This window comes from Rhodothermus marinus (assembly GCF_009936275.1).
Taxonomy (GTDB): Bacteria; Bacteroidota; Rhodothermia; order Rhodothermales; family Rhodothermaceae; genus Rhodothermus; species Rhodothermus marinus_A.
This window is the reverse complement of sequence record NZ_AP019797.1, coordinates 728,434-740,664: the sequence shown is the minus strand read 5'-3', so window position 1 is coordinate 740,664 and position 12,231 is coordinate 728,434. Positions and strand designations below refer to the sequence as shown.

At 63.2% G+C, this 12,231-nt stretch carries 10 protein-coding genes and 2 tRNA genes; 7 read left to right on the top strand and 5 right to left on the bottom strand.

Annotation, left to right across the window (positions count from 1 at the left end; translation table 11 throughout):
* The first annotated feature begins 24 nt into the window (after positions 1-24).
* Positions 25-1,926, top strand: a complete 1,902-nt coding sequence (locus tag GYH26_RS03310) for an AMP-dependent synthetase/ligase (RefSeq protein WP_161540481.1) — start codon at positions 25-27, stop codon at positions 1,924-1,926.
* Between the two features lie 79 nt (positions 1,927-2,005).
* Positions 2,006-2,079: transfer RNA gene (locus GYH26_RS03305), tRNA-Pro, on the top strand.
* Between the two features lie 157 nt (positions 2,080-2,236).
* On the opposite strand, the gene GYH26_RS03300 is transcribed toward GYH26_RS03305, so the two are convergent.
* The 4 genes from GYH26_RS03300 to GYH26_RS03285 form a co-directional block, all read right to left on the bottom strand.
* Complete coding sequence (locus tag GYH26_RS03300; RefSeq protein ID WP_161540480.1) at positions 2,237-2,587, bottom strand: T9SS type A sorting domain-containing protein; 351 nt, start codon at positions 2,585-2,587, stop codon at positions 2,237-2,239.
* Positions 2,588-3,192: 605 nt separating this feature from the next.
* Positions 3,193-3,456 (bottom strand): hypothetical protein, encoded by a 264-nt coding sequence (locus GYH26_RS03295; protein ID WP_161540479.1) that lies wholly within the window; start codon positions 3,454-3,456, stop codon positions 3,193-3,195.
* A gap of 538 nt (positions 3,457-3,994) precedes the next feature.
* Positions 3,995-4,651: a deoxyribonuclease V gene (gene nfi, locus GYH26_RS03290; RefSeq protein ID WP_161540478.1), complete on the bottom strand. Its 657-nt coding sequence runs from the start codon at positions 4,649-4,651 to the stop codon at positions 3,995-3,997.
* A gap of 57 nt (positions 4,652-4,708) precedes the next feature.
* The gene (locus GYH26_RS03285) at positions 4,709-5,854 is read right to left on the bottom strand and encodes an RNA-guided endonuclease InsQ/TnpB family protein (protein ID WP_161540477.1); all 1,146 of its coding nucleotides are present in this window, start codon (positions 5,852-5,854) and stop codon (positions 4,709-4,711) included.
* A 194-nt stretch (positions 5,855-6,048) separates the two neighbouring features.
* Here GYH26_RS03285 and GYH26_RS03280 point away from each other — a divergent pair.
* Positions 6,049-6,122 (top strand) — tRNA-Val (locus GYH26_RS03280).
* Between the two features lie 41 nt (positions 6,123-6,163).
* Here GYH26_RS03280 and GYH26_RS03275 read toward each other — a convergent pair.
* The gene (locus tag GYH26_RS03275; protein WP_161540476.1) at positions 6,164-8,653 is read right to left on the bottom strand and encodes a DUF5916 domain-containing protein; all 2,490 of its coding nucleotides are present in this window, start codon (positions 8,651-8,653) and stop codon (positions 6,164-6,166) included.
* Between the two features lie 140 nt (positions 8,654-8,793).
* Between GYH26_RS03275 and thrS the strand changes: the two genes are divergently transcribed.
* The 4 genes from thrS (at position 8,794) to rplT (ending at position 12,118) form a co-directional block, all read left to right on the top strand.
* On the top strand, positions 8,794-10,800 hold the full coding sequence (gene thrS / locus GYH26_RS03270) for a threonine--tRNA ligase (protein WP_174238065.1): 2,007 nt from the start codon (positions 8,794-8,796) through the stop codon (positions 10,798-10,800).
* A 71-nt stretch (positions 10,801-10,871) separates the two neighbouring features.
* The gene (infC, locus tag GYH26_RS03265; protein ID WP_014066289.1) at positions 10,872-11,414 is read left to right on the top strand and encodes a translation initiation factor IF-3; all 543 of its coding nucleotides are present in this window, start codon (positions 10,872-10,874) and stop codon (positions 11,412-11,414) included.
* Positions 11,415-11,543: 129 nt separating this feature from the next.
* Entirely contained in the window at positions 11,544-11,750 is a 207-nt protein-coding gene (gene rpmI / locus GYH26_RS03260; protein WP_012843133.1) for a 50S ribosomal protein L35, read from the top strand.
* 20 nt (positions 11,751-11,770) lie between these two features.
* On the top strand, positions 11,771-12,118 hold the full coding sequence (rplT, locus tag GYH26_RS03255) for a 50S ribosomal protein L20 (RefSeq protein WP_054683859.1): 348 nt from the start codon (positions 11,771-11,773) through the stop codon (positions 12,116-12,118).
* Positions 12,119-12,231 lie beyond the last annotated feature (113 nt).

Here is a 12,231-nt window from a genome sequence, read left to right as displayed (position 1 = left end):
TTACGCAACTGTTACGGAAGCGCTATGCCTGCCATCGTTGCCTTTGAGACCATCCCTCAGCTTTTTAACCGACTGGTAGCGCACTACCGCGGCCAGCATCGGCCTGCGCTGAGCTACAAGGACCGGCGCACGAAAACTTGGGTGGACATCACCTGGGAGGAGCTGGAGCAGCGCGTGCACGCCATGGCCGGCTACCTGTACAAGCAGGGCGTACGCCCCGGCGACCGCGTGGCCATCCTTTCAGAAAACCGTCCGGAATGGGCGATCACCGATCTGGCCACCCAGATCCTGGGCGGTGTCAACGTGGCCCTCTACACGTCGCTGCCAGCCTCTCAGGTGGGCTATATCGTCAAAGACTCCGGTGCGCGCATCCTGGTGGTTTCGTCGGCCGTGCAGCTCCGTAAGGCGGAGACGATCTTCGACGAATGCCCCGAGCTGCAGGAGATCGTCACGCTGAGCGAAATGCGCAAAGACCACCCGCCCTACGTGCGGGCCTGGGACGACGTACTGGCCGAAGGCGCCGCCTACTGGGCCGAACACGAGGCCGAGCTGTCGAAGCTGGCCGAGCAGGTGCAGCCCGACGACCTGAGTGCGCTCATTTACACCAGCGGCACCACCGGCCTGCCCAAGGGCGTCATGCTCACGCACCGCAACTTCTGCTCGAACGTGCAGGCGGCGCTGCAGCGCGTGGACTTCGGTCCCTCCGACCACCACCTGTCGTTTCTGCCGCTGTGCCACTCGTTCGAACGGACGGCCGGCTACACGGCCGTACTGGCCTGCGGCGCCCGGATTTCCTACGCCGAAAGCATCGAGGCGCTGAGCCAGAACCTGCTCGAAGTGCGGCCGACCGTGATGATCTCGGTGCCGCGCCTGTTCGAGCGCGTCTACAACGCCATCCACAAGTCCGTCGAGAAAAGTCCGTCGCTTCAGCAGAAGATCTTTCACTGGGCCGTCGGTGTGGGTCGACGCATGGCCGCCTGTCGGCTGGAGGGACGCACGCCCGGGCCGGTACTGCAGCTCCAGCACCGGCTCGCCCACCGGCTGGTCTTCCAGAAACTGCACGATCGGCTGGGCGGCAACCTGCGCTTTGCCGTATCGGGCGGTGCGGCTCTGCCCCGCCACATCGGCGAATTCTTCCTGGCCATCGGCCTGACGATCATCGAAGGCTACGGCCTGACCGAAACGGCTCCGGTCCTGACCGTCAACCCGCCGGACCGCCCGCGCTTCGGCACCGTCGGCTGGGTGTTGCCGGGCGTGACGATTGCCATCCAGCGCCTGACCGACGGCAAGATCGTGGGCCAGCTCTCCGGCGACGACTACCCGAGCGATCTCACTACCGAGGAGGGGGAAATTCTGGTCAAAGGCCCGAACGTGATGAAGGGTTACTGGAACAACGAGGAGGCCACGCGCGAGGTGTTCGACGCCGACGGCTGGTTCCATACGGGCGACGTGGGCCGCTTCGATCAGGGCTACCTAGTCATCACCGACCGCATCAAGCACATGATCGTCTCCCGGGGCGGCAAGAACATCTACCCGGGGCCCATCGAAGACCAGCTCAAACAGGAACCCTGGATCGACCAGATCGTGGTGCTCGGCGAGGGACGGGAATTTCTGACGGCGCTCATCGTGCCCGACTTCGAGACGCTTCGCCAGTACGCCCAGGAGCACAACCTGCAGGCCGCGTCCGACGAAGCGCTGCTGGCGCTTCCGGAGATCCGGGCGCTTTTCGAGCAGAGCCTGCGCCGCTACAACCGACATGCGCCGGCCCACGAACGCATTCGGGCCTTCCGGCTGCTCAGCGAGCCGTTCACCATCGAAAACGGCCTGCTCACGCCCACGCTGAAACCGCGCCGCCGTCAGATCGAAGCGCACTATGCGGACTTGATCGAAGCGATGTATGCCGAATTCGGCGGCGACGGCGATTAATTAACCTTGAACTCCCGCCCTCGGCGCGCGTAGAACTGGAACCCGTGCCGATTCTGGCGTATATTGAGCCCTTGCCTGTCGGGGCGTAGCGCAGCCCGGTAGCGCGCTTCGTTCGGGACGAAGAGGTCGCCGGTTCAAATCCGGCCGCCCCGACTCAAAAAAGGCCGCGCCTAAACGACGCGGCCTTTTTCTATTTTCACAACCACGCAGCAAGACAGCGCGTCTCGCCCGGCGGGAAGGGCGCCCCTTCGACCCGACCCTGAAAGCTGCTTTCCAAGACCCGGGTAGCAGGCTGGTTCGGACGCTGGATTCATCGGAGCACCACCAGCGGTCGGTCGTCCAGCACTTGCCCGCTCACTATCAATCGTAACAGGTACACTCCCGCCGGAAGATCCGCCACCCCCAACTGCGCCAGATGCCGCCCCGGCCCCTGAAACCCCTCCTCTACCTGCCACACCTGACGCCCCAGCACATCATAGAGCAGCAGCGCCACCGCACCAGCCCGCTCCACCACGTACGAGACCCGCACACCACCTCGGACCGGGTGCGGCCACACGTCCACAATCCCCGCACGCCCGGACATTCCCTTCGTCTCAACCGCCAGAGAAGTCGGCGTGCCATAACTCTTCGTACCTATCCGCGCATAAACCAGCGTCTCCATATTATCACCTGGACTTTCTCCTATCAGTGTTTCGTATAAGCCAATATCTGCAAGAAAAGAAATAGAAGATCCATCCCAGGTAGAGAAAGATTTTTTCGCTGTTCTTATTGTATCTTTGTCTATTTCCACCAGCATATTATATCCTCCATGTACATCTACATTCCACCCATCTCCGCATTGACTGTAAAAAGGTGCATCCAGTCTACAAGAGCCTCCAGGCCAATAACATCCATCACCCTTGCGATATACACATGCATTGACTGTATCATAACGGATATACCAGAATAATGTATCGTTTACTTGATCAAAACAACATTCCACTCCTTTTCTTCGAACTTGAAATACAAAATAATGCTCATTGTCCAGTAATGTATCTCCGATTATATACCATTGTGTTCTCATCATCAGAGTATTGGTCCATATATACACATAATGCCATTCGTTGCCGATCTGGAGGGGAAAGTAACGCCGCCAGTCCAGCGTGTCCGGGACCGGGCTCGGCTGCGCATGGGCCGAACTCAGCCACATCAGTCCCAGCCCCAGCCAGTAAGCATTCCCTGAAGTCTTTTTCCTGCTCCTAACCGTCATTTCTCTACTCCATTAGCTTAACGTGTAACCGTCACCTGCTGCAACACCACCGAACCCGAAGAGACGCCCACCGGCACATACCCGAACGACAGCGCCTGCCCAAACCCTCTGTACATTTGCCCCACCACCTTCCCTCCCCGAAGCACCACCAGCTCCCGATCCGGCACCCGCTCCGGAAGCAATCCGTAAAGCCGAACCTCTCCGCCTTCCACCCGGCACCGCCGCGGATACATCATCCCGTCCTCGATCCGGTAAGGCCCCTGCTCCTGACCCGTTCGCACGTCTATGAGACTTAATGTAGTAGAACTTATCCGGAAAACAAAGGGAGATCCGGTAAGCTGGCGCTTTGCGCTGTGTCTCAGAAGCACGTGTTTGCAGGAAGGCGCCAGCCGTAGTCGCGTCCACCCGGGACAGCACTCCGCTTCGCTCCGTGCCGGACTACAAGCGCGTGGGTTGTGCTTCAAACGGCAGACTATAAAGCTCAGCGAAACGCTATGCAAAGTCGAAATCGCGAATTCCCTGGACTTATTTTCCGGATGACTTCTACCATAAAGAGCGACAACCCTTCACCGAGCCCCCTGCTTTTTACCTGGAAGGGTCCTTGCTTATGGGGCCGTCCATTCTCCGGTACATGAGGCACAACACCACAGGTGTCGGAGAAATGAACTGCGGGCACGACAGGTTGGACACAGGGGGCCGCCCCTACGGGATAGGGAAAATGACTCTGCTAGGGACACGCCGCAGTGTGCTTTGGGCCCGAGAAATGGGGTATGATCCGAAGACTCCACACACATGCGCCATGACAGTGGGGCAATCGTATCAAGCTCTACTGAGCTGATCGGCCAGACGGGTGGGTTCCGGCAGGCGGTAGCGGGTCGTGCAGCGAAGGGTCAACGCCACGGCGGCCTCCAGCGTCATGCGGTGTCCCACGCTCACGTACACGGGCCGTACGCCCGTGCGTGTACGTACCACGGCCCCGATCACCTCGCCGTCGTCGTAAAGAGGCGTCCAGCTTCCCTTCTCTGGACCGGGCTCTGCGTGGCGCCCGAACAGGCGCGACTTGGCCACGCCTACGGCCGGATGATCGAGCAGCACACCCAGGTGGGTGGCCAGTCCGCATCGGCGGGGATGCGCCAGTCCCTGTCCGTCCACCATGAGCACGTCCGGTGTGGTGCGGAGCTGCGCCAGTACCTCCAGCAGCAACGGCACTTCCCGGAAGCTGAGCAGTCCGGGCACGTAGGGAAACGACACCCTGCCTTCGGCGACGGCACGCTCCAGCACCTGTTGCTCGGCCACATGCCAGACGACGGCGGCTGCCCGCCCCTGCTCGCCCCGCACGCTTATGTCCAGCCCGGCCACCGTCTCCATCCGTTCCGGTACCTCGAAGCGGACCCGGCGGGCCAGCTTTCGCTGCAGCGCCTGCGCCTCGGCCGGCGACAGGTTCCACGGGTGCGTAAAGCGCGGCGTCAGTCCCATACGATTCGGCCTGCTACGCTTCCGACAAGATACGAACGCCCCCGCGTAGGCTTTCTGTCAGCTACCCACGACTGAAGTCGTGGGCTTGCCCTCCCGACCACCGGCCGGGATAGCACCAGGGGCCGGCTGACAACGACCCATGCCCTCAGAGCCCGCTCTTCGGGCAAGGTTCAGCGCCGCCACCATGTCCGCATTGTGCTGAAATCCACACGCCCGGCACCGAAACAGCCGTCCACTCCGACGATTGCGTCGATCAACGTGCCCACAACGCGGACATGTCTGGCTCGTATGCGCCGGGTCAACCACCACCATCCGCACCCCCTTGAGCCGCGCCTTGTATTCCAGCAAGTGCCGAAACAAACCGTACGGCCACAACTGGTGCAGGTGGCGCGCTTTGCCCTTTCGCTTCGTACGTCCGCGAAGACCGCGAAGGTCTTCGATCGCCAGCACATCGCCGGGTGCAAGGCCGTCCACAATGCGGCGACTCGCCTCATGCAGCACCTGCCGCACAAAGCGCCGCTCCCTCCCCGAAAGCCGTGCCCACAGCCGCCTCAGCGACCGGGTGCGTTCGGAAGGGCGATCCAGCTTCAAGCGAACCTCGGCGCGTTTTGCGCGGTAGTGGAGCCGCTTCGTCTTGAGCGCGCCCCCGGACAGACGCTCGCCCGTCGAAAGCGCCGCCAGGTGACGTTGCCCCAGATCGACGCCCACCACCCGACCGGTCGGCAATGCTTCCGGCACCGCAACGCGAACGGTCAGGTGGACATACCAGCGCCCGCGTCGGTCGCGACGCAGCCTCCCACCCTGCACGCTGCGCGCCCGAGCAAGCCAGTAGCGATGATACGGACTCAACCGCATGGGAATGCGCAGCCGCCCGCGCGTGGTCGAAAGGCTGACGCTTTCGCCTCGCAGCGAGAGCGTGCGTTGGTCATAGTCGCAGGAGGTGGGACGGTAGTGCTTTGCACGATGGCCTTTGCGATGGCCCACGCGGGCGATGGCCCGAATGGCCAGGTTGGCCGACAGGCCCAGCGCGCGGAGTTGTCCGTAGACGAGCCGCTGGAGTTTGAACTTGCTGAAGGTGCGGCATGCACGGGCTACCTCCAGCGTCAGATTGCACGCCTGCGCAAAGCACTCGAGGGTTTCCTGGAGGGCGTCGGCTTGCGCGGGCGTGGGCTCAAGCCGGGTGCGGAGCGTCAGCGTCTGCATGGCGGCGAGCGTTTGTGGGAAGGTATTGTGTGCTGGTGTCAACGGTATGTCACGGGTATGGAGCAATTCCTCCCCGGCTGAAGCCGTGGGCTTCCTTGTCTGAGTTATTGTGAAAGCAGCCGATCCGGGAACCTCGCGGCCGACTTGTGGCTTGAAATGCCCGCACCGGGCACGCTATCTTTCCGGTGCGCCGTGGGTCCTTAGCTCAGTTGGTTAGAGCGCCACGTTGACATCGTGGAGGTCAGTGGTTCGAATCCACTAGGACCCACCCTGAAGGGCGGACGCGTAAAGCCTCCGCCCTTTTCATTTTCAGGCGCCCCAGGTGTAGGTCCACTTCACCAGCAGCACGCTGGTGGGCGAGCGCTCCAGCAGTCGCTGCGCAGCCTCCCGGACGTCCATCGTGCCCTGCGCGCTCCAGTCCTGCTGGCCCCAGGTCCAGACCACGTAGAGCGTCGAGCCCGGCCGATATTCGTAGCGCAGGATCAGGTTGACATTCAGCGTACCCTGCTGGAAATCGGGGTTGCCGTAGCGTGTGCGATCGTACGGCACCGCCAGCGGGGCCAGTCGGCCATCATCGCCCAGTTTCTGGAAGTTCCGGTAATGCCCCCGAGCCCAGAACCATTGCAGGTAACCCTGTAGCGTCAGATCGCGCGTGAACGTGTGCGATCCTCGGAGTCTCAGGTTGAAGCGGTCCACGTCGCGCCGCCCGAACACGCTGGTGAGCGCGCCGGGCGCCTCCAGGTCTTCGACGTTCCGCGCCCAGGCCACTTCCCCGCGCCGAAAGCCCAGACCGGGATTCACGGCCAGATCGGTGCGTTCGCTCAGTCGCACGACGGCCTCCAGTCCGACGCCCCAGGCCCGCCCGCCATACCGATCGGCGCGGTAGTTACCGTTCGCATACAACACCACCGGTCGGCGTTCGTCCGTCGAAACCCCCATCCAGAGGTTCCAGCTCAACGCCCGGCGAAAGAGCCCGGCGCCGCGCGATTCGTACAGATCCCACCCTTCGGACTCCACGTTCAGCCCGAGCCGGGTCCACCAGAAATTCCGCCATTGAAGGTGCAGGTTCGGGCTGATGCCCCGACTCAGGTGCAGCCAGGGATCGAGCCGGTACACCCACCAGTAGTTCTGATTCAGGCGCACCTGGAGCATCGGTCCCCACGGGCGCAGATAGCGAAACTGCGTCCAGATGTAGGTGATGGCAACGTTGGTCATCGTGTGGAAGCCCACGTCGTTGGGGTCGTAGTCCCGGGTGGCGAAGTTGGCGCCCACCACGCCCACGACGTACGGGTGGCGAAGCGATCCGATACGTGCCTGCCCCTGGTAGCCCACGCGGGGCGGTGCGTCCGGGCGCTGACGGCGGCTGAAGGAGAAGAGTCCTTCGGTGACCAGCCCGTAGTCCCAGGGATTCCAGCGCCAGTCAAGCCCGCTCGTGTAGGCCTGCCGCACCGGGCCTGCCTCGCGCCAGGTGGCCGTGCCGATGAGCCCCACGTAGGAGCCGGGCGCGGGTAGCTCACGCTGCATGCGGGCGACCGTGTAGTTCGCCAGCGGCTCGGTGCGAATGCGTTGCCGCCCGCCGTTGACGTGCGCAAACGTGGCGTAGGTACGCTGCGTGAGCGCATCCAGCAACCCGAAGGCCCAGCCATTGGCCGTTTTTCCGGTGAGCTTGACCGCGCCCAGAAGGGGCACGGCCGACGGATTCTCCACCACCCGCCAGTCCTCGACGTCCCCGGTGTCGGGCAGGCTGTAGTAGCCCTGCGGCTGCCGACCGATCCGCCGCGAGTAGAAGAGATAGGTTCGTAAATCCCCGTCGTCGTCCGCTCCTACCGTCTGAAAGATCGAAGTGCCTTCGAGAAAAAAGGGCCGTTTTTCCGGGTAGAAGGTCTCGAAGGCCGTCAGGTTGAGCACCACCTCGTCCAGCTCGACCTGGCCGAAGTCCGGATTGACCGTCAGGTTCAGGATGGTGTTGTTGGTCAGGTTGTACTGCACGTCGCCGCCCAGCCGGAAGGTGGGGCTGATCGGATCCAGATAGCGCGGCGTCAGGTCACGGCTCCAGTGCGTGCCCCCTGCTACCGCATACGGCGTCAGCAGCAGTGCCCGGGACGGTCGAATACCTTCGAGCCCTTCGAGCGTGCCGAATCGGGACACAAAGCCGCCCGAAGTCCGGGGCACATAGGCCCAGAAGACCTGCTCGTTCTTTCGCCCGATGATCCGGCCGAAGTTGATTCCCCAGCGCAACGTGTCGGACCGGCTGAAGCGCAGGGCGGTGAACGGAATCCGAAACTCTGCGCTCCAGCCGTCGGGTCGCATGGCGACGCGCGCCTCCCAGAGCGCGTCCCAGTTGAAATCCTCGTCGTTGCCGTCGTTCAGAATAAGAAAGTCGGCCTTCGTGCCGACCGCATTGACGAGAAAGGCAAAGGCGGTCTTGCGATCCCGGTAGCTGTCGATCAGCACACCCACCCAGTCGGCGGGCACGACACGATCCCGGCGGGCCAGCCGCCGCAGAATCCGGTCCGTCTCGCGGTCGTAGCACACGAACGCCACGTACAGCGCCGCGTCGTCATAGAGCACACGCACCTCGGTGCGCTCGGTGGCCGGCTGGCCGTCGTGCGGCTCACGCTGCCAGAAGTCGGTGGCGGCCGGCGCCTGTCGCCAGGCGGCTTCTTCGACGTGGCCGTCCAGTTCTACGGAACCCGTAAGGCGAACGGCACGAAGCGTCGGAGCCTGGCGCGGCTGTGCCTGCAACACTCCCACAAGCCCCAAACACAGCCCCACAACCAGCATACGGCAGGACTTCATCGCAAAGGAGGGCGGGTTGACGGTGGGCACCAATCGGAAGGCCTCTTCAGGAACGGCCCGGTCTACGGAAGCATTGCCCGACAGGTTACAACCTGAGCGCGGCCGGGAGCATCCCTGCAAGGTTGCGGGTAGAAAAGGCCATGCAAACCGGAGTGACGATGGCAGGCAACGGACAACAGCGCGAGGTTATTCGCATCACGTTTCCGGACGGATCGGAGCGTACCTTCCCCAAAGGCATCACCGGCCGCGAGCTGGCCGAGCAGATCTCACCGCGTCTGGCCCGCGAAGCGCTGGCCATCGAGGTCAACGGCGAGGTACGCGACCTGACCCGTCCCATTGAAGAGGACGCCCGCGTGCGCATCCTGACCTGGGAGGACCCGGAAGGGAAGGCCGTCTACTGGCACTCGACGGCGCACCTGATGGCCGAGGCGCTGGAGGCCCTGTACCCAGGCGTCAAGTTTGGCATCGGCCCGCCCATCGAGCAGGGCTTCTACTACGACGTGGACCTGGGCGGCCGCAAGCTCTCGGCCGAGGACCTGGCCCGCATCGAGGAAAAAATGCGGGAGCTGGCCCGCCGCGACGTGCCCTACGAGCGCATTCCGGTCTCCAAACAGGAAGCCCTGGAGTACTTCAAAAAGAAAGGCGATCCCTACAAGGTCGAGCTGATCGAAGAACTCGAAGACGGCACGATCACTTTCTACCGCCAGGGCAACTTCACCGACCTGTGCCGCGGGCCGCATCTGCCTTCGACGGGCTACATCAAGCACGTGAAGCTGCTCAACGTCGCGGGCGCCTACTGGCGCGGCGACGAGCGCCGGCCCCAGCTCACCCGCATCTACGGCATCAGCTTCCCCAAGAAAAAAGAACTCGACGAATACCTGCACCGGCTCGAAGAAGCCCGCAAGCGGGACCACCGCCGGCTGGGCCGCGAGCTGGAGCTGTTCACCTTCAGCCAGAAGGTGGGTCCGGGCCTGCCGCTCTGGCTACCCCGCGGGGCCACGCTGCGCGAGACGCTGATCAATTTCCTGCGCGAGGAGCAGATCCGGCGGGGCTACCAGCCCGTGGTTACGCCCCATATCGCCCGGCTGGAGCTGTACAAGACGAGCGGGCACTATCCGTACTACAAGGATAGCCAGTTCCCGCCCATGATCGAAAATCCGGAGACGGGCGAGGGCTATCTGCTCAAGCCGATGAACTGCCCGCACCACATCATGATCTACGCCGACCGGCCCCGCTCTTACCGGGAGCTGCCGCTCCGGCTGGCCGAGTTCGGGCAGGTCTATCGCTACGAGCAGACGGGCGAGCTGAGCGGCCTGACGCGCGTGCGCGGCTTTACGATCGACGACGCCCACATCTTCTGCCGTCCGGATCAGGTCAAGGACGAATTCAAGAACGTCATCGACCTGACGCTTTACGTCTTCCGGTCGCTGGGCTTCGACGAATTCGAGGCCCAGATCTCGCTCCGCGATCCGAACAACCGCGAGAAGTACGTGGGCGACGACGAGCTCTGGGCGCAGGCCGAACAGGCCATCCGCGAGGCGGCCGCCGAAATGGGCCTGCAGGCCACCGAAGAGCTGGGTGAAGCGGCCTTCTACGGGCCCAAGCTCGACTTCATGGTGCGCGATGCGCTGGGCCGCCGCTGGCAGCTCGGCACCGTCCAGCTCGACTACATCCTGCCGGAACGCTTCGACCTGTACTACATCGGCGCCGACAACCAGAAGCACCGGCCCGTCATGATCCATCGGGCGCCGTTCGGCTCGCTGGAGCGGTTCATCGGCGTGCTCATCGAGCACTGCGCCGGTAACTTCCCGCTCTGGCTGGCGCCCGTGCAGGTGGCCGTGCTCCCGCTGAGCGACGAATTGAACGACTACGCCGAAGCGGTGGGCCGCCGGCTGCTGGAGGCTGGCTTCCGGGTGGAGGTGGACACCCGCACGGAAACGATCGGCTACAAGATCCGCCAGGCCGAGGTGCAGAAGATTCCCTACATGCTGATCGTCGGCCGTCGCGAGCGGGAGGCCGGCACGGTGGCCGTCCGCAAGCACGGCGAGGGCGACCAGGGCCCCGCCACGGTGGAGGAATTCATCGAGCGGCTCCGCGCCGAAATCGAAGCGGCCACCCGACGTGCAACCGTTTCGGAAAACGCGTGAATTTGCCCCGTCACGGGCGGAACTCACGGACATGCTGCGCGTGAGTCCGCCCCGATCGGCGTTGTTCATCCATTAACCAAACCAGGGTACGAGCTATCGCTAAGGCAGACAAATTCCGGGTCAACGAGGAGATTCGCGCGCCTCGCGTTCGTGTTGTTGACCCCGAAGGGAATCACGGGATCTACGATCTGAAAAAGGCGCTGGAAATGGCCCGCCAGCGCGGGCTGGACCTGGTGGAGATTGCCCCGAACGCCAATCCACCGGTCTGCAAGATCATCGACTACGGAAAATTCCGCTACGAACAGCAGAAGAAAGAAAAAGAGGCGCGCCGAAAGCAACTGGCTCAGCAGATCAAAGAGATCCGCTTTCGTCCGCACACGGACACCCACGACTTCGAGTTCAAAACGCGCCATGCCCGCCAGTTTCTGGAAGACGGGCACAAGGTGAAAGCGTGGGTGCAGTTCCGCGGGCGTGACATCATCTATCAGGATGCCGGACTGGATCTGCTGCGCCGGTTCATCGAGGCCCTCCAGGACATTGCCAAAATCGACCAGCCGCCCAAGATGGAGGGCCGGCGCATGACGGTGATTCTTTCACCCACGAAGAAAAAGTAAAGGTTTCACCCAAAATTCCCCGGCCATCCACGGGAGGTTCGGCGTGTCGGCTTGCCGAACCGGTGGGTTGGATCGTATAATGGCCGACTCTGTTGGTTCTGTCGCAAGCGTGCAGCACGTACGGAAGCCATGCCAAAAGTCAAAACGAACAGCGGCGCCAAGAAGCGGTTCAAGGTGACCGCCACCGGTAAGATCAAGCGGCGGCGGGCGTTTCACAGCCACCTGCTCACCAAAAAGTCCAAAAAGCGGAAGCGTCACCTGCGCCAGCCTGCGCTGGTCGACGCCACGGATGTACGCCGCGTCCGGCGCCTGCTGCACATCGGTCTTAAGGGATAAGCCAGGAGGGAACGAGAGCCATGCCACGCGCAACGAATAAAGTCGCGGCACGCCGCCGGCGTAAGAAGATCCTGAACATGGCGAAGGGCTACTGGGGCCGGCGGAGCAAGATCTACACGATTGCCAAGCATGCCGTCGAAAAGGCGCTCCAGTACGCCTACCGCGACCGGCGCCAGCGCAAGCGCCAGTTCCGGCGGCTGTGGATCATCCGCATCAACGCGGCCGCACGCCAGAACGGCACCACCTACTCCCGCTTTATGGGCGCGGTTCGCCAGGCGGACATCCAGTTGAACCGCAAGGTGCTGGCCGATCTGGCCGTCAACGATCCGAACACGTTCAGCCAGATCGTGCGCGCCGTTTCGGCATGAAGCGGTCGGCATCCATCCGATTTTTCCGCGTTCGCGCCGCTGGCCTGTAACCGGGGCGCCGAACGTTCTGCAGGCAATCCCCAGCCCGCCCCTGTTACAGGCCGGCGGGCTTT

Coding starts and splice junctions, on each gene's coding strand:
- rpmI (WP_012843133.1), top strand. CDS start 11,544: ATGCCAAAAGTCAAAACGAACAGCGGCGCCAAGAAGCGGTTCAAGGTG.
- GYH26_RS03310 (WP_161540481.1), top strand. CDS start 25: ATGCCTGCCATCGTTGCCTTTGAGACCATCCCTCAGCTTTTTAACCGA.
- thrS (WP_174238065.1), top strand. CDS start 8,794: ATGCAAACCGGAGTGACGATGGCAGGCAACGGACAACAGCGCGAGGTT.
- GYH26_RS03285 (WP_161540477.1), bottom strand. CDS start 5,854: ATGCAGACGCTGACGCTCCGCACCCGGCTTGAGCCCACGCCCGCGCAA.
- nfi (WP_161540478.1), bottom strand. CDS start 4,651: ATGGGACTGACGCCGCGCTTTACGCACCCGTGGAACCTGTCGCCGGCC.
- GYH26_RS03300 (WP_161540480.1), bottom strand. CDS start 2,587: ATGGAGACGCTGGTTTATGCGCGGATAGGTACGAAGAGTTATGGCACG.
- GYH26_RS03275 (WP_161540476.1), bottom strand. CDS start 8,653: ATGAAGTCCTGCCGTATGCTGGTTGTGGGGCTGTGTTTGGGGCTTGTG.
- rplT (WP_054683859.1), top strand. CDS start 11,771: ATGCCACGCGCAACGAATAAAGTCGCGGCACGCCGCCGGCGTAAGAAG.